Origin of the sequence: Micromonospora trifolii (genome assembly GCF_050516465.1) — a bacterium.
GTDB lineage: Bacteria > Actinomycetota > Actinomycetes > Mycobacteriales > Micromonosporaceae > Micromonospora > Micromonospora trifolii.
Window position 1 is genome coordinate 5,799,567 of record NZ_CP191526.1, and the last position, 16,196, is coordinate 5,815,762.

The window sequence follows — 16,196 nt, forward strand, 5'->3', positions numbered from 1 at the left end:
GGGACACCGCGACATCACGGATGCCGAGTGGATCAACCGGCCCACAGACAAAAAGGCCTCCCGTGCACCCGGCAGAGCTCGCTTATCCTTGCTGCCTTCCGGCCCTGGGGAGGTTCACGAGATACCGCCGCACGGGAGGTGCCGCCCAGCCTACCCGACCGCCCGTCGATCTTCAGGGGGTGGTGGGGTGGCCCGGCCAACACGGGCCTGTATCCTGGCTCGCGGAGGATTCGCCTAGAGGCCTAGGGCGCACGCTTGGAAAGCGTGTTGGGTTTACACCCTCACGAGTTCGAATCTCGTATCCTCCGCTCGCCTGAGCAGCACGAACGACAGGGCCGGCCCCGACGGGGACCGGCCCTGAATCGTTTGTGCGGTGGCGTCAGCCCACCACCTGGACGTGCTCCGCGCCCTGCGCCGAGAACCACTCCTCCAGCTCGGCGCCGCCGAGGGACCGGGTCGCTTCCTCGTCGACGAGGACCGGGCCGACGACGGCACCCTTCGCGCCCTCGAACTGGCAGCCGAACACCCTCGCGCCGGTCAACACCGTCGGCATGCTCGTGCCGCCGAGCGTGCACCAGCGCAGGCTGGCCCGCTCAAAGATTGGCGTCGCGCGGCCTGGCGCGCGTTCGTCAGCCAGCTCTCCCGGCGGGCCTGAACGACCCCGACGACAGGTCGCCCCTCCGGCCGATACGGCCGGCTGCGGCCCGCCCCCTCAACTCCGCTTGGACAGTTTCCGTTCGCGCCGAACGGAAACTGTCCAAGATCTCGGGACTAGACCTGACGCCCGGCCGACGGCACGCGCACGACCGGTGTTCGCGCGAACGCCCGGCCGGCCCACGACAGACCGACCGGGCGTTGCTGAGTACCACTCAAAAAATCGTGCCACCACTCTGCGGCCCAGCGATCCGGAGACCGTAGCGCTGGGGCCAGACGATCTCCGTCCGGTCGGACAGACCGCTCCACGTCTTGTTCTGCGGCACCAGCCCGCCGGCGGAGCCGTAGAACGGATTGATGACCCCGGACGGATATCCGGCGAGGTCACCCTTCACCTCTTCACCGATGGACGCCACGACGGCGTCGAGCCCGCTGGCGCGGCTGAGGTTCAGCAGGGCAATGGCGGTACCGAACCTGTCGCCGTTCTCGGACCCGTCCGGGACGGCCGAGTGGTTCTGGTCGAACGCCTGTGCACCGGCCCCCGTCAGCCCTGCGGCGGAGCCCTTGAGCAGGGTGATCATGCCGGCGTCGACCCGCGAGCCGATGTCCTCGCCGGGGGTACCGACCAGCACGTCCGCCTTGCCGTCACCGGTCACGTCGCCGACCGCCAGCACGCCGCCGAAACGGTCGTCGTCCTCGGGGTTGTCCGGTACACCGGCCGTACGCTGGGTGATGATCTGCACCGCGCTGCTGGACAGGCCGCCGGAGCGGCCGGCGAAGGCCGCGATGAGGCCACCGTTGATGTGCGGAGTCTGCGCGCCGGGGGCGCCGACGACCACCTCGCCCAGCCCGTCGCCGTTCAGGTCGCCGATTGCGAGCGCATCACCCAGGTACCAGGCGACGGTGTTCGTGCCATCGGTGGGTTCGATCGCCGCACCGGTGACCGAGGTGGCACCGGTGGATGACACACCACTCGCCGAGCCCCACATCAGGGTGACCATGCCGGTGCCACCCCAGCTCGCCCCGTCGTTTTCCCGAGGGGCGCCGATGACCAGATCCTGGTACCGGTTGTTGTCGACCTTCCCGATCGCGAGCGTGAAGCCGAACTGGTCGTTGGTCTCAGCCCCTCCGGGCACCGCGGCCTGGTCCTGCTGAAGGTGCTGGGCCCCGGTCGCCGTGAGGCCGGCCGGCGCACCGAACAGGACTGTGACCGCGCCGGCGATCGCCTTGCTTCCGATCGACTCTCCCCAGGCGCCGATGGCGAGATCGTCTCGGCCGTCCCCGTTGATGTCACCCGCCGCGAGCGAGCCCCCGAACTGGTCGAATTCCTCCGGGCTATCCGGAACACCCGGCGAGTCCTGGTTGAAGTGGATTGCCGAATTGACCACCAGGCCGTTGTAGCTGCCCGGAATGACCCAGACCCCGCCGGCCTGTGTCTTGTTCCGGGGGTCCGGCTCGCCAGGGCTGCCGATTGCCAGGTCGTCGTAGCGGTCGCCGTTGAAGTCCCCCGCCACGAGAGTCGTGCCGAAGGCGACGGCGCCGCCATCCCCCGGAATGACACCCAAGAGGTAGTCGACTTTTGCGGCCGAGGAGTACCGCACTGTGACCACACCAGCCGGGACCAGCGGCAAGTTGTATTCGAACGGGTCGCCGGTGACGGCGATGTCGTCGATGCCGTCGCCGTCGAAGTCGGATTGGCCGACACCTGTGCCCCGCACCCGGGGCGTCGCCTTCGGAAAGGACACCTCGTGGTGCTGGAGAACGACGCCGTCCCGGGTGATGGTCCGGACGCCTTCCGCAGCCTTCGCGGGGGCACTGATTGCCAGGCTGGCCAGAACAGTTGGGAGAACTAGAAAGGATGCGCTTCGCTGCATAGATACCCCGTTTCGATGGACGCCTGGACACCATAGGCAGCTGACTCGATCATCGAAATAAGACGAACGGGCAGTGCGGGCGACGAACCATCGGTAGTGGGCAACTGAGCGCGGATGGCAGGTACCGTCCGGAGGCGACCGGCGGGCCTGAAACCGTCGTACACATGTTCTATCCACAGGCTGTGGACGGCGGAGGGCTCGATGGCTTACCAGCTCAGCGCGGTGGTCGCGGACGTTGAGCTGCTTCGCGAGCAGACCGCCGAGCTGGATCACGCGGTCCTCGGCGAGCTGCGCCAGGACTTCGCGTTGCTGCCGGTCACCCCGCAGTTGGTGATCGAACTGACCGGGTCGTTGCCGGATTTCGCGACGGACGACCGGAGCGCCGCGCGCCCGTTCGGACTGGTGCTGTCGACGGCGCTGGTCGAGGCGCTGACCCGCTGGTCACAGTCGGGGCCGGTGGCCTACGTGGAGGCGGAGTTCGGTGGTGGCGTCGGCTACCAGTCGGCAGCGGTGTGGTTGGGCGGGGCACTGTCCTGGGGCCCGTGCTTCGACGACGAGTTGGGCGCGCCGCGCGAGCAGTGGCCGATCAACGGTGCGCTGAGTCAACTCGGCGTGGAGCCCGGCACCTGGATCGACCCGTTCGCCGAACTGGGGTTGCACCTGGAGCGGAGCACCGAGGGTTGGCTGGCGCACGGGCGGCGTCGACTCAGCGCCGACTACTGGGACGAGCTGGTCGAACAGTGGGAAAACCAGTAATCCTGCGATCGGCAGCAACCTGAACGCTCCCGTTCCGTTGGGGACTGGGGGATTCCATGAAATTGCGACAATTTGCGTTTATCGCCATGCTCTTGACGGCTGCCTCGATCGCGGGCAGCGGCGTACCGCCAGCCGGGTCGATTCCGAACGGCCGGCCCGCCGGCAGCGTGGAGATCATCGACCTGAACGGCCTGCAAAACATCGAGTTCGGCGCCACCGAGGACGAGCTGACCCGACGCGGCATCCTGCGTACCAGCCTGGACGCCTGCGGGCCGATGCTCGCCGGCCACGACACGGTCAGCCCGGTCTTCGTGGAGGACAAACTCGTGCTGCTCTGGGTCGGCGACCCGATGCGGACACCGGAGGGCATAACGGCGGGCTCGCCCGTCGACCAGGTCTGGGACCGCTACCCGGAGGTCAGCCGGCTGCGCGCTCCACAGGGGACGCATCGCCTCGACGGGTTACTCGCCCGCAGCGGCGACCGCGCGTACCTGTTCCTGCACGACGGGCGCATGGTCCAAAAAACCATCGCCGGGTACGCGGACTGGGCCCGCCGCCTCTTCGACGAGGGTGCGGGCCCGTGCTGACCGGCGCGGACTGATCAGGACGACGTGCGGCTGACGCAGTCGAGGTCTCTGGCCGGCAACTGTCCGTCGGCGAGGTAGGCGACGACTGCGTCGTCCACGCAGACGTTGCCGTAGTTGCCGAAGACACCGTGAATCCGAGCGCCGTGCAGGGTGAGCAGCCGGGAGCCGGTGAGCGCCCGGTGCATGGCCTGACCATGCCGGTAGACCGTGCGAGTGTCCCCCGTGGACTGCACGATCAGTGCCGGCACGGAGTTCTGCACGACTGTCGGCCGCTCCCGGGGTTGCTGAAGCCAGAACGCACACGGGCTGATCGCCCTGGTCAACTCCCCGAAACGGGGTTCAGCGGTCTGATGCTGCCGGATATCGCGCCAGTAGTGCCCGGCATCACGGCGTACCGGCACGTCCCCGCAGAGGATCGCGGCCTGCACGCTGCCGGTTGCCGACTCGGCACCGGTCAACAGAAACGACAGAGTGTCCGCCAATGACGCGGTCGGCGTCGCGGTGCCCGACACCACGGACTGCCAAAGCACCCGAACCGTCTCCGCGAGGTCGGCCTGGGTTTCGTCCCGATCGTCGCTGAGCCGATTGAGCAGCAGGTACGGCACCGTCTGCCGGTCCACCTGGTAGCCACCCACCCGTAGCGGGCGGCGGGTCGCGGCGGCGCGGATCCCGTCCACCACGGCCAGCACCTGCTGACCGGTGCGGCCCAGGCCGTACCGCTCGTGGTGGCGGGCCGTCCAGGCCGCCCAGTCGCGCAGTGCCACCTCGTTGGCGGGCCCGGCCTCGCGCAGCACCCTCGCGCCGTAGCTGGCGGGGTCGACCGCGCTGTCCAGGACGACCCGATCGGCACGCTCCGGGAACATCTGGGTGTAGACCGCGCCCAGATAGGTGCCGTAGGAGTAGCCCAGGTAGGAGAGCTTCTGCTCGCCGAGCGCGGCCCGGAGCAGATCCATGTCGCGGGCCGTGTTCCGGGTGGTGATGTGCGGCAGCAGGTCGGCGTGCCGGCGGGCACATCGGGAGGCCAGGTCACGTTCGAACGCGGTCAGCCGGTCGAACGTGGCGCGGTCCGGCCCGGCGGAGCGAGTCCAGGTGCCCGTTGGCCAGCCGCAGTCCAGCGGGGTGCTGCGACCGACGAACCGAGGGTCCAGCCCGATGAGGTCGAACCTCGCCCCGACCTCACCCAGCCACTGTCGGATCGGCAGAACGTCCGACCTCCCCGGCGCACCGGGACCGCCGGTGTTCAGCAGCAGGACGCCGAGCCGGTGTGCGGTGTCGGTCGCCGGCAGCCGGGACAGTGCCAGAGTGATGGTGCGGCCGTCCGGGCGGGCGTAATCCAGCGGAACGGCCAGCTCGGTGCAGGAAGCGCCGGCCTGGTCCAGCTCGGCACCAGCCGGGTCGGCCGAGCCCCGCTGGCAGGTGTGCCAGTCAAGCCGTTGTCGTTGGGGACCGGCCGGGTCGTCGGCTGCGGCGGCCGGCACCGGCCCGGCGGCAGTGGCGGTGATTGCCAGCACGGTCAGCGCGGCCACCGTTCTCAGCGCCGTCGCGGTCCATCTGCTCCAGGTCATCGTCATCTCCTCGGTTGGAAAATCGGGCCGGCGGCGGATCACCGGGCCTCACACAGGGCGGTGTGCAGGGTCGTGGACAGCGCCTGCCAGCTCTCGTACGACGCCGGCTCGTCGTTCACCACCAACTGCGCCCGGCGACCGTCGGCGGTGACCCCACCCAGGGTGCGAAAGCCCGGCGTCGTGCCACCGTGGCCCCAGTACACGGCCCCGCCGCAGCCGGCCAACGGCGTCGAGATGATCCCGAGCCCGTATCGGGCGTCGGGCCACAGCCGGTCCGGATCGGTCTGCACGGTGTGGGTCATCTCGGCGAGGCGGACCGGGTCCAGCAGTTGACCGCCGAGGAGCGCGGCGAAGAACCGGTTCTGGTCGGCGAGGGTCGAGACCAGCGCCCCACCAGCTCCGCCGTACGACATGGTGAACTCGGTGACGTCGCGCCGCCGCTCGGAGCCGGCCAAGGCGTAGCCGCGCGGATGGGGGCCCCGGATCCGCACCGAGTCGCCCGGCCAGTAGGTGTCGCGCAGGCCCAACGGCCCGATGATCCGCCGGGTGATCTCCCCGCTGATGTCGCGACCGGTGACCTGCTCGACGATCAGGCCGGCGAGGACGTAGTTGGTGGTCGAGTAGTGCCAGCCGGTGGTCGGCGGCGGCTGGGCCAGCGCCATCGCGATCAGCTCCGCCGGCGCGAAGTGCCGATACCGCCAACGATCCACCCGGTTCCAGTCGAGCGCGTCGACGTGGTCGGGCAGGCCGCTGGTGTGCCGCAGCAGATCACGGACGGTGATCCGTCGGCCGTCGTACCCGTTGCCACGGACCCGGCCTGGCAGGTACCTCTCGATCGCAGCGTCCAGGACGAGCTGGCCCTCCGCGACGAGTTGCAGCACCACCGTCGCGGTGAATGCCTTCGTCGAACTGCCGATCCGGATCCTTTCGTCGACCCGCATCGGCCGGCCCGTTCGCAGGTCAGCCCGACCGCTGGCAGCAGACCACCGGCCGCACCCGGGTCCGCTCACCTCGATGGCCGCGCCGACCAACCGATGAGTGCCGGTCAGGTCGTGCAGCGCGGCGGTCGTCGCCGGTCGGTCGGAGCACGCCGGCCCCGGTCGACGGGCCACGGCTGGTGCTGCCGCGCCAGCAAGGGTGAGCAGGACAACTCCGGCGAGCACGCCGAATGTGTGCCGTCGTCGTGTCGGTCTTCTCATGTCATCGACGCTAGGGACGGCCAGTCGGGGCCACGAGGGAGCAGAGACCCCGATCAATGGTGTAGCTGGCTACACTGCCCCGGCCGCCCCTGTGGACGGAGAATGTGACGATGCGGGGGGCTCGGTTCGCGACGACGTACCTGGTGACCGGCGGGGCCACTGCGGTGGCGTCGGCGGTCGCGATCGGCGCGCTCGCCGGGGCACTCGGCTTGAGCCTCGTCCTGGTCGGCATCGCGCTGCTGACGCCAGCCGTGCGTGTCCTCCGGTCGATCGCTCGCCTGGAGCAGCGCCGCGCGGACCGGTTGCTGGGCCTGGCGAATCCGGCCGAGTCCCCGGTGCTGTGCGCCAGTCAGGCCGCGTGGCTACGCGCCGCCGCAGGCGATCCGGCCACCTACCGAAGTGCGCTCTGGCTGGCTGTGCACGCCATCGCCGGTGTGCCGCTAGCTGCCGGTGTGCTGCTGCTCTGGCTACTCGCGCTGGGTGGGTTGATCGTGCCGCTGATGTGGTGGGCCGTGCCGGCCGAGGCGCCGCTCACCTTTGTCGTGCCGATCCGGAGCTGGGCCCAGGCACTGCTGGTGCCGCCCCTGCTCGGGCTCGCCGCACTGGCACTTCTGCGGTGGGCTGTCCCGGCCTTCGCCGTGGCGTACGCCCAGGCGGCGCGAGCGTCGTTCGCGCCGTCCTCGCGGAGCCGGTTGGAGCGGCGGGTCACGGAGCTCACCGCCACCCGGGCCGGCGCGCTCGACGCCCACGCGGCGGAGCTGCGGCGGATCGAGCGCGACCTGCACGACGGCACCCAGGCCCGGTTGGTGGCGATCGCCATTCAGCTCGGCGTCGCGCAACGTCAACGGGCAGCCGACCCGGCGCTCGCGGACCAGCTGATCGAGCGGGCACGGACGAGCGTCGAGGCAGCGCTGACCGAGCTGCGCGCCGTGGTGCGGGGCATCTACCCACCGATTCTGGCTGACCGAGGGCTGCCGGGCGCGGTGCACGCGCTCGCCACCGACTGTCCGGTGCCGCTCACGGTCCAGGTCACCCCGCTGCGACGACTACCGGCGGCGTTGGAGAGCGCCGCCTACTTCGTCGTGGCGGAAGCGCTGGCCAACATCACTCGGCACAGCGGGGCGACCGGGGGTGATCTGCGGGTGGAGCACCAGGCGGGTCAGCTGGTGGTAAACGTGACCGACGACGGCATCGGCGGCGCACAATCGTCGACCGGCACCGGCCTGACCGGCATCCGGCGCCGGGTCGCGGCACTGGACGGCACTGTCGAGCTGAGCAGCCCGATCGGCGGGCCGACAGTGCTACGGGTGGAGTTGCCGTGCGCGTCCTGATCGCCGAAGACAACGTCCTGCTCCAGGAAGGGCTCAACCTGCTGCTCAGCACCGCCGGCTTCGAGGTGACGGCAGCGGTGGACACACCGGACGACATCATCGCGGCGATCGATCGGCAGCGGCCCGACGTCGCCATCATGGACATCCGACTGCCGCCGACGTTCCGCGACGAGGGGTTGCGCACCGCGTTGGCCGCGCGCCGGCTACACCCCGGGCTGCCGGTGCTGCTGCTGTCCCAGTACGTCGAGCGCGCCTATGCGACCGAGTTGCTCGTCGACGGGCAGGGCGGCGTCGGCTACCTGCTCAAGGACCGGGTGTCCCGGGTCGAGGAGTTCCTTGACGCGTTACGTCGGGTCGCCGCCGGAGGCACCGTGCTGGACCCGCAGGTCGTGGCCCAACTCGTCACCGCCCGGCGCAACCCGCTCACCGATCTCACCGCACGGGAACGCGAGGTGCTCGCGCTGATGGCCGGAGGCAGCACCAACACGGGCATCGCCGCCCAGCTCGTGATCACCGAGCGCGCGGTGAGCAAGCACATCGGGAACATCTTCACCAAGCTCGACCTGCCACCCGACGGCGACGTGCATCGCCGGGTCGCCGCAGTGCTCACCTTCCTCAAGGATCCGGGCCGGTGAGCGGGCCGGGTCCCCCGGGGGCCGGCCCACTCGTCGCGCCCGTGACGGCATCAGCGGCGGAGCGACCGCCAGAAGTCGTACGAGTGGGCCGCCGCGAAGTCCGTCCTGCCCGATCCGCCGCCACCGGCGAACCCCCGCACGTACGGAGCGTCAGGGCGGAGTCGAGGCCAGCCCGCCCGACCCGTCCGGGCGAAGTCGGTCCAGGTCCGGACCATCGCGTCGGAGAGCCGCCGCTGGGTCGGCGTCAACGCCTCGGCGTAGTCGACAGTGAACAGGTACGGCAGCTCGGCGCAGTGGTACGCACCGGTGGCGAACGTCGGTTCGGGTCCCTCGGTGAAGAACGGCGCGTCCTCGTCGGCGAACTCGTACGCGAACGTCGGCACCCGCCGCGCGAATGCCAACGCGGCGGAGTAGACCGGCTCGGCGTAGTCGTGATCGGTCAGCACGGCGCCCAACGTCGCGCTGGCGGGATGTGCAGGGTCGCGCGGATAGCGGGCCAGCACCTCCCCCGCATGGTCACCGAACATGGCGCGCACCTGGTCGCGGTACTGGTCGTCGGTGAGGGGGCACGACTCCGGCTCCTGGTCCGGCTTTGGCGGCTCCGGGCAGTTGAGCCCGAACCGTTCCATCCCCCACACCACGAGCCGGGACTCGTCCCGGTTCATCCCGGTCAACACCGGCACCTGATGCAGCCTCCCGGTGGTCAGCGCGTCCGCCGGGTCCACCGTCAGCGTGCGGCCGTCGACGACCGGGCCGAGGTCGACACCCGCGCCGGGGTAGCCGACCGTCTCGATCAGCCGGGCGGGGGTACGTCCGCGCAGGCAGGCGGCGACCACGGCCGTGTCGGTGCAGCCGATCCTCCGGGCGAACTCCTCGGCAGCCTCGACCGCCTCGGCCCGGGTCTGGACCGGGTTGGCGCACGAGTTGCTCTGCATGATCGCGCCGTGGAACAGGCCAGCGGAGCCCGGCGCGGCAAGCTGCGCGCAGACGCTGGTCGCCCCGGCGGACTGGCCGAACACTGTGACATTGCCCGGGTCGCCGCCGAAGGCCGCCGCGTTGCGTCGTACCCAGCGCAGCGCGGCCTGCTGGTCCTGCAACCCGAAGTTGCCGGTGGTTCCGTCCCGACCGGCCAGCGCCGGATGCGCCAGGAAGCCGAGCGCACCGAGCCGGTAGTTCACCGTGACGACGATGACGTCACCACCGGCGGCCAGCCGCTGCCCGCCGTAGCCGTCGCCGCTGCCGAACCGGAAGTCCCCGCCGTGCAACCAGACCATCACCGGTCGAGGCGTTCGTGCGGCCGAGCGCGGGGTGGTGACATTCAGGTAGAGGCAGTCCTCGGACTCGGAGGGTGCGTCCATCGGCAGTCCTTGCAGTTGGGCGCAGGCGGCACCGGGTCGGCTCGCGTCGCGTACTCCGGTCCACGTCGGACCGGGCTGCGGTGGGGCCCAGCGCAGCGCGCCCAGCGGCGGGCTTGCGTACGGGATGCCCTGGAATGAGCGGTGGTCGGCCGCGACGGTCCCCCGCACCGCGCCCTGGTCGGTCCGGACGACGGCCGCGCTCCGGCGGTCGTCGTTGGCCGCGGCCGGACCGACGGCCGTCGCCGAGCCGACGAGGACGACAGCGCCCACCGTGACGGCCCATCGGGGGTACGAAACTTTTCTCATGCTCTCCCCATTTCGTTGACGCCGGTACGGCGTACGCACCGGGCTGCGCTGAGCATGTCGAGCTGGCAACCGTCGGGCCAGGGAGCTCTAGTACGCCGTGGCAGGAAGGGCGCGTCCATCGACGGGCCACCGGCCGGTGCTCTAGTGCGCTACGGTCACCGCGAGGCCGGCGGGAGGCGATCGTGGCAGATATCGACGAGTTCACTCCCCCTTATCTGCGCATCGTCGGGGAGTTGCGACGGCGCATCGTGGCGGGCGAGTTGGGCCCGGGCGACCGGGTGCCGTCCACCCGGCAGATCGTCCGGGAGTGGGGCGTCGCCATGGCGACCGCCAGCCGGGCGCTCACCGAGCTTCGCCAGGAGAACCTGGTCCGGGCGGTACCGGGCGTGGGCATGGTGGTGACCGGCGCAGCGCCGACCACGCCGAGTCGGGGTGCCCCGCCCGCAGGTCGGCGGCTGCCCGTCCAGGGGTTGACCCGCGACCAGGTGGTGCGGACCGCCATGACGATCGCCGACGCCGAGGGGTTACCGGCGCTGAGCATGCGTCGCATCGGCATGGAGTTGGACGTCCCCACCATGTCGCTGTACCGGCAGGTTCGGGGCAAGGATCAGCTTCTCGTGCTGATGGCGGACGCGGCCTTCGCCGCGCATCGGCTGCCGCGCACGTTCCCACCCGGTTGGCGAGCCCAACTGGAGTTGCTCAGCCGACTTCAGTGGTCGATCTACCGGCGGCATCCCTGGCTGGCCCAGGTCGTTTCGCTGACCCGCCCACTGATGGCACCGAACGCGGTCGCGCACACTGAGTGGGCGCTGCGCGCCCTCGCACGGCACGGCCTGGACCAGCACACCCAGCTCCACCTGGTGGCCGCACTGGCTAACCATGTCCGAGGCACCGCCATCAACCTGGAGCGAGAAATTGAGGCGGAGCAGGACACCGGCCTGACCGACGGCGAGTGGATGGCGGCCCAGGCCGACGTGTTCGGTGGGTTGCTCGCGGCGGGCGAGTTTCCGCATCTGGCCCGACTCAGCCGGACGGCGGTCGACCTCAATGTCGAGACTCTCTTCGAATTCGGTCTCCAACGTCTGCTTGACGGCGTGGAACAGCTACTCGGATGACCGACTAAATCCTTTTTGTACCCGAATATGGCACTATGGGATGCTGAAGGGCTACCGCCCGTCGAGCTTCCCGAGGAGACCATGGCGATGCTTGCCCACACTGGCCCATCTCGAAAGACCACTGGGATGGCCCGGGTAGCCACCGCCCTGACCCTGTTCACTGCGGCCACTGTCCTGGCCGTCCTGACTGGACCACGTGGTGCGAGCGCCGCCGAGCTGCCGGTGCCGCTGGGCACGGCAGCCAACTTCGCTGTCCTCGCCGGCACGACGGTCACCAACACCGGGCTCAGCATGGTCACCGGCGACATCGGCGTGAGCCCGGGCACCGCCGTGACCGGATTCCCTCCCGGTCAGCTGAACGGAGCGATCCACTCCAACGACGGCCCGGCCGTGCAAGCCAAGAGCGATCTCGTCATCGCCTACAACGACGCCGTCTCGCGAACCACCACGGACATCGTCGCGACCGAACTCGGTGGCACCACCAAGACCACCGGCGTGTACGGGTCCGCTGGGGGCACGTTCACCCTCGCCGGAGACCTGATCCTCGACGCGGAGGGTGACCCGAACGCGGTCTTCATCTTCAAGACCGTCAGCACCCTCATCACTGGCGCGTTGAGCACGGTGAACCTGATCAACGGCGCCCAGTCGTGCAATGTCTTCTGGCAGGTGGGAAGCTCCGTCACGCTGGGCGCTAGCTCTCTGTTTCGCGGCAACATCCTCGCTCTCACCTCGATCACCGTGGGTGCCGGGCTCGAGGTGGACGGCCGGACGATGGCGATCAACGGCGCGGTCACCATGGACACGGACACGGTCACCAGGTCTACCTGCGCAGAGCCGGGAGAGTTGTCGATCAGCGCGCCGGAGACGGCCGACCTGGGCAGCGCCGGCCTGGGCGGAGCAGTGTCGGGCAATCTGGGACCGGTCACGGTGACGGACGAGCGCCTGCTGTCGGCACCGACCTGGACCGCGACCGTCGTCGCGACGGACTTCGTCACCAGCGGCGTCCCGGTTCACACGATCTCCAACACCAACGCCTCCTACTGGTCGGGCCCGGCGACCGCAACCAGCGGCATCGGTACCTTCACCTCAGGCCAACCCACTGCGGCAGACGCAGAGATCATCAATGTCGAACGCACGGCGTTCACCCTGACCGACGGCATCGGCAACAACTCGGCGACCTGGGATCCCGTGGTCTCGGTCCAGATTCCCCTGACGGCCGTCGCGGGCGTGTACACCGGAACGATCACGTTCTCGGTCGCCTGAAAGGCTGCCACCGACGGCCGCTCGACGGTTGGCAGCACCCCTCGAAGGGTGAACGAGTCAGGTCCGCTCGGGCAGCCGCGCCCCGGACGCGGCGACGAAACCGGCGAGCGCGATCTCCGCGGCCTGTCGCAGGTCTTCCCTGCTGACGCCGGCGGCGGCATGCACCGCCTGCCCCTCGGTCACGATCATGATGAAGCGGGCGAGCGCGACCGGATCGGCGTACGCGGGTAGGTCGCCTTCGGCGACGGCGCGGGCGAGCCGGTCAGCGAGGGCGCCTTCACCGCCCAGGCGGCTGGCGGCGAGGAACCCGGCGATGGGCGCGTTCTCGGTGGAGCAGCTGGTGCCGCCCTGGATCGACAGGCAACCGGCCGGTCGGTCGGTCCGGGTCACGGCGATCACGTTCTCGCGCAACAGGGTGGCGACCACCTCGTACGCGGTCGGTTGGGCGAAGGCGTCCCGCGCGTACCCCATGTCCTTTTCGGCGTAGCGGGCCACGGCCTTGCGGAACAGCTCCTCCTTGCCGCCGAAGGCGGCGTAGAGGCTGGGCTTGTTGATCCCCATCGCCTCGGTGAGGTCGCTCACCGAGGCGCCTTCGTACCCCTGACGCCAGAACACCTCGACCGCGCGCTCCAGCGCCTCGTCGGCGTCGAAGCTCCGTGGTCGCCCTCGCTGCGGCACAGCCCACCACCCCTTCTCCGCCCATCCTACCGGCAGCGAAAACCGATCGGTACAGAAATTTGCGGACCCAGCCGATGGTTGCTACGGTCGGATACGTACCGCTCGGTACAGAATTTGCTGGAGGTTGGTGTGACGGCTGAACTGAACACCTCGCTGCCTGCGTTCGGGCTCTGGAGCATGGAGCTGCGCGGGGCCGCCGACCCGGCGATCCGGGACGCGGCGACCGAACTCGACGAGCACGGGTTTCGGGCGCTGTGGGTGCCCGGACTGGACGGCGGCGGCGCGGTGGACGACGTCGGGCACCTGCTGGGGGCTGCACCGCACGCGACGGTCGCGCTGGGAGTGCTGGCGATCTGGGGTCAGGACCCGACGGCTCTGGGTGACCGGTTGGCCGCGCTGGACGCCGCACACGGCCCCCGGACGGTTCTCGGCTTCGGCGTCAGCAACGCCCACTCCGCAGCTCAGGCGGGGCAGGAGTACGGCCGACCGGTGGAGACGATGGGTCGCTGGCTGGACGCTCTCGACGCCGCGCCTCGACCGGTTCCCGCCGGACGACGCATCCTCGGCGCGCTCGGGCCGAAGATGGCGGACCTGGCCGCCGACCGGACGGCCGGTTGGCACCCGTTCCTCGTGACGCCTGACTACACGGCGACGCAGCGCCAGCGCGTCGGGGAGCAACCGCTGATCGCGCCACACCTCGCGGTCGTCCTCGACGAGGACCCGGACCGGGCCCGTGCCGCCGCTCGGGCGGGGATCGGGATGTACATCGGCTTCCCGACCTACCGGGCCAACCTGGCACGCCTCGGCTTCACCGACGACGACCTGGTCCCCGGCGGCAGTGACCGCCTGATCGACGCCCTCGTCGCCTGGGGCGACCTGGACGCGGTGGCCACCCGCATCCGGGAGCACCTGGACGCGGGCGCGGACCACGTCGCGCTCCACGTGCTCCGGCCCGACGGCCCCGACCGGCCGACGCTGCCCCTGCCGCAGTGGCGCGAGCTGGCCGCCCTCCTGCCGAGCTTCGCCGCCTCCGCAACCCATTGACCACCGGCCCCGACGGCCGGCCGCACACGACCACACCCCAACAGAGGAGATCCATCGTGGGGCAGCTCGACGGCAAGACCGCTCTCGTCACCGGGGGCACCACGGGCATCGGCCTGGCCGCCGCCCGCCGCTTCGCGGCCGAAGGCGCGTACGTCTTCGTCACCGGCCGCCGCAAGGGCCCGGTGGACGAGGCCGTGGCCAGCATCGGTGCGAACGTCACCGGCATCGCCAGCGATGTCAGCAAGCTCGACGACCTGGACCGGGTCATGCGGGCGATCGAGGAGCGCGGCGCTGGGCTGGACGTGGTGTTCGCCAACGCCGGCGGCGGGGAGTTCCGTTCGCTCGACTCGATCACGGTCGAGCACGTGGCCAACACCTTCGACACCAACATCTACGGCACCATCTTCACCGTGCAGAAGGCCCTGCCCCTGCTCAACGAGGGCGCGTCGATCGTGCTCACCGGCTCGACGGCCGCCAGCAACGGCACCCCGGCGTTCAGCGTCTACGCCGCCTCCAAGGCGGCCATCCGCTCGTTCGGCCGCACCTGGGCAGCCGAGCTGATCGGCCGAAAGATCCGGGTCAACACCCTGGTGCCCGGCTCGACCGAAACCCCCGGGCTCGCGGGCCTCGCGCCCAGCCCCGCGGAGGCCCCCGGGTTGCTGAAGGCCATCGCCTCGGGCGTGCCCATGCAGCGCATGGCACACCCGGACGAGATCGCCAACGCCGCGCTCTTCCTCGCCTCCGACCAGAGCAGCTTCATGACCGGCGGCGAGCTGTTCGTCGACGGTGGCGAGCAGCAGCTCTGACGCGAAAACGCCCGGTCGATCCTCGCGGATCGACCGGGCGTTTCTGCATTTCAAAGCGGTGGCGGAGGGATTTGAACCCTCGGAGGGCGTTAACCCTCACACGCTTTCGAGGCGTGCTCCTTAGGCCGCTCGGACACGCCACCGCCGACGAGGGTACAGGACCGCCGGTTCCGACGCCGAACCGGTATCGCCCGGGCCGGCCTGGCAGGATCTTTGCCATGAGTACGCACATCGGCGCGAAGCCGGGCGAGATCGCCGAGCGGGTCCTGATGCCGGGTGACCCCCTGCGGGCCAAGTGGATCGCGGAGACCTACCTCGAGGGCGCTACCTGCTACTCGACGGTTCGGGGCATGCTGGGCTTCACCGGCCGCTGGAACGGCGTCGAGGTTTCGGTCCAGGGCTCCGGCATGGGCATGCCGTCGGCCTCCATCTACGCCCACGAGTTGATCAACGAGTACGGCGTGAAGACGCTGATCCGCGTCGGCTCCTGTGGTGCCCTCAGCACGGATCTGCAACTGCGGGACGTGGTGGCGGCGATCGGGTCGTCCACCGACTCGAACATGAACCGGATGCGCTTCGACGGGCTGATCGACTACGCCCCGGTGGCCGACTTCGGGCTGCTGCGTACGTCGGTCGAGGTGGCCGAGCGGCGCGGCATCACCATGCACGTCGGGCCGATCCTGGCGGCGGATGCCTTCTACACCGACCGGCCGGACCTTTACGACACCCTCGCCGACTACGGCGTGCTGGCGGTGGAGATGGAGTCGGCGGCGCTCTACACGATCGCCGCCCGGTTCAAGGCCCGGGCGCTGACCGTGTTGACCGTCAGCGACCACATCAAGACCGGTGAGAAGACCACCTCGGAGGAGCGCGAGCAGACCTTCAGCCAGATGGTCGAGATCGCCCTGGACACGATCATCGCCTGACCTGTTCGGGCGGGCGGCATCACTGCCGAGAGCGGTATGACTCAGAGGTATAAATATGCCTCAGAGTCATACCGCTCTTTTGCTTATGCCGGGCCCAGA

At 70.0% G+C, this 16,196-nt stretch carries 15 protein-coding genes, 2 tRNA genes and 1 other RNA gene; 10 read left to right on the forward strand and 8 right to left on the reverse strand.

The annotated features are described in order from the left end of the window. Positions 1 to 51 precede the first annotated feature (51 nt). Positions 52 to 141: signal recognition particle sRNA small type (ffs, locus tag ACQRWP_RS26990), an RNA gene on the reverse strand. An 82-nt stretch (positions 142 to 223) separates the two neighbouring features. On the opposite strand from ffs, the gene ACQRWP_RS26995 reads away from it, so the two are divergent. Beyond that, positions 224 to 308 (forward strand) — tRNA-Ser (locus ACQRWP_RS26995). Positions 309 to 379: 71 nt separating this feature from the next. On the opposite strand, the gene ACQRWP_RS27000 is transcribed toward ACQRWP_RS26995, so the two are convergent. Further along, positions 380 to 553: a hypothetical protein gene (locus tag ACQRWP_RS27000; protein WP_430498711.1), complete on the reverse strand. Its 174-nt coding sequence runs from the start codon at positions 551 to 553 to the stop codon at positions 380 to 382. Between the two features lie 316 nt (positions 554 to 869). Then, positions 870 to 2,801 carry a hypothetical protein gene (locus ACQRWP_RS27005; RefSeq protein ID WP_430498713.1) on the reverse strand — a complete coding sequence of 644 codons (1,932 nt, stop codon included), beginning with the start codon at positions 2,799 to 2,801 and terminating at the stop codon, positions 870 to 872. On the opposite strand from ACQRWP_RS27005, the gene ACQRWP_RS27010 reads away from it, so the two are divergent. Together ACQRWP_RS27010 and ACQRWP_RS27015 are read left to right on the forward strand one after the other, a co-directional pair. Beyond that, positions 2,730 to 3,284: a hypothetical protein gene (locus tag ACQRWP_RS27010; RefSeq protein ID WP_430498715.1), complete on the forward strand. Its 555-nt coding sequence runs from the start codon at positions 2,730 to 2,732 to the stop codon at positions 3,282 to 3,284. The genes ACQRWP_RS27005 and ACQRWP_RS27010 overlap by 72 nt on opposite strands. A 92-nt stretch (positions 3,285 to 3,376) precedes the next feature. Continuing rightward, a complete protein-coding gene (locus ACQRWP_RS27015) occupies positions 3,377 to 3,871 on the forward strand; it encodes a hypothetical protein (protein WP_430503300.1) in 495 nt (164 codons plus the stop codon). Between the two features lie 14 nt (positions 3,872 to 3,885). Here ACQRWP_RS27015 and ACQRWP_RS27020 read toward each other — a convergent pair whose 3' ends face one another. Together ACQRWP_RS27020 and ACQRWP_RS27025 are read right to left on the reverse strand one after the other, a co-directional pair. Beyond that, positions 3,886 to 5,436 carry an alpha/beta hydrolase gene (locus ACQRWP_RS27020; protein ID WP_430498717.1) on the reverse strand — a complete coding sequence of 517 codons (1,551 nt, stop codon included), beginning with the start codon at positions 5,434 to 5,436 and terminating at the stop codon, positions 3,886 to 3,888. A gap of 38 nt (positions 5,437 to 5,474) precedes the next feature. Next, a complete protein-coding gene (locus tag ACQRWP_RS27025) occupies positions 5,475 to 6,635 on the reverse strand; it encodes a serine hydrolase domain-containing protein (protein ID WP_430498719.1) in 1,161 nt (386 codons plus the stop codon). Between the two features lie 110 nt (positions 6,636 to 6,745). Here ACQRWP_RS27025 and ACQRWP_RS27030 point away from each other — a divergent pair, with 110 nt between their 5' ends. Then, positions 6,746 to 7,966, forward strand: coding sequence for a sensor histidine kinase (locus tag ACQRWP_RS27030; RefSeq protein WP_430498720.1), 1,221 nt, complete (start codon positions 6,746 to 6,748; stop codon positions 7,964 to 7,966). Further along, positions 7,954 to 8,601: a response regulator gene (locus tag ACQRWP_RS27035; protein WP_410822457.1), complete on the forward strand. Its 648-nt coding sequence runs from the start codon at positions 7,954 to 7,956 to the stop codon at positions 8,599 to 8,601. The genes ACQRWP_RS27030 and ACQRWP_RS27035 overlap by 13 nt, the downstream gene beginning before the upstream one ends. Before the next feature lie 50 nt (positions 8,602 to 8,651). Here ACQRWP_RS27035 and ACQRWP_RS27040 read toward each other — a convergent pair whose 3' ends face one another. After that, positions 8,652 to 10,265, reverse strand: a complete 1,614-nt coding sequence (locus tag ACQRWP_RS27040) for a carboxylesterase/lipase family protein (protein ID WP_430498722.1) — start codon at positions 10,263 to 10,265, stop codon at positions 8,652 to 8,654. Positions 10,266 to 10,447: 182 nt separating this feature from the next. On the opposite strand from ACQRWP_RS27040, the gene ACQRWP_RS27045 reads away from it, so the two are divergent. After that, positions 10,448 to 11,380: a TetR/AcrR family transcriptional regulator C-terminal domain-containing protein gene (locus tag ACQRWP_RS27045; protein ID WP_430498724.1), complete on the forward strand. Its 933-nt coding sequence runs from the start codon at positions 10,448 to 10,450 to the stop codon at positions 11,378 to 11,380. A 126-nt stretch (positions 11,381 to 11,506) separates the two neighbouring features. Further along, a complete protein-coding gene (locus ACQRWP_RS27050) occupies positions 11,507 to 12,643 on the forward strand; it encodes an ice-binding family protein (protein ID WP_430498726.1) in 1,137 nt (378 codons plus the stop codon). 57 nt (positions 12,644 to 12,700) lie between these two features. Here the strand turns inward: ACQRWP_RS27050 and ACQRWP_RS27055 are convergent, their stop codons facing one another. Continuing rightward, positions 12,701 to 13,321 carry a TetR/AcrR family transcriptional regulator gene (locus ACQRWP_RS27055; protein WP_430498728.1) on the reverse strand — a complete coding sequence of 207 codons (621 nt, stop codon included), beginning with the start codon at positions 13,319 to 13,321 and terminating at the stop codon, positions 12,701 to 12,703. Between the two features lie 129 nt (positions 13,322 to 13,450). On the opposite strand from ACQRWP_RS27055, the gene ACQRWP_RS27060 reads away from it, so the two are divergent. Together ACQRWP_RS27060 and ACQRWP_RS27065 are read left to right on the forward strand one after the other, a co-directional pair. Then, positions 13,451 to 14,365 (forward strand): TIGR03620 family F420-dependent LLM class oxidoreductase, encoded by a 915-nt coding sequence (locus tag ACQRWP_RS27060; protein ID WP_430498730.1) that lies wholly within the window; start codon positions 13,451 to 13,453, stop codon positions 14,363 to 14,365. 56 nt (positions 14,366 to 14,421) lie between these two features. Further along, positions 14,422 to 15,171 carry an SDR family oxidoreductase gene (locus ACQRWP_RS27065; protein WP_430498732.1) on the forward strand — a complete coding sequence of 250 codons (750 nt, stop codon included), beginning with the start codon at positions 14,422 to 14,424 and terminating at the stop codon, positions 15,169 to 15,171. A 56-nt stretch (positions 15,172 to 15,227) separates the two neighbouring features. On the opposite strand, the gene ACQRWP_RS27070 is transcribed toward ACQRWP_RS27065, so the two are convergent. Beyond that, positions 15,228 to 15,314 (reverse strand) — tRNA-Ser (locus tag ACQRWP_RS27070). 75 nt (positions 15,315 to 15,389) lie between these two features. On the opposite strand from ACQRWP_RS27070, the gene deoD reads away from it, so the two are divergent. Further along, the gene (gene deoD, locus ACQRWP_RS27075) at positions 15,390 to 16,097 is read left to right on the forward strand and encodes a purine-nucleoside phosphorylase (RefSeq protein WP_074315244.1); all 708 of its coding nucleotides are present in this window, start codon (positions 15,390 to 15,392) and stop codon (positions 16,095 to 16,097) included. Positions 16,098 to 16,196 lie beyond the last annotated feature (99 nt).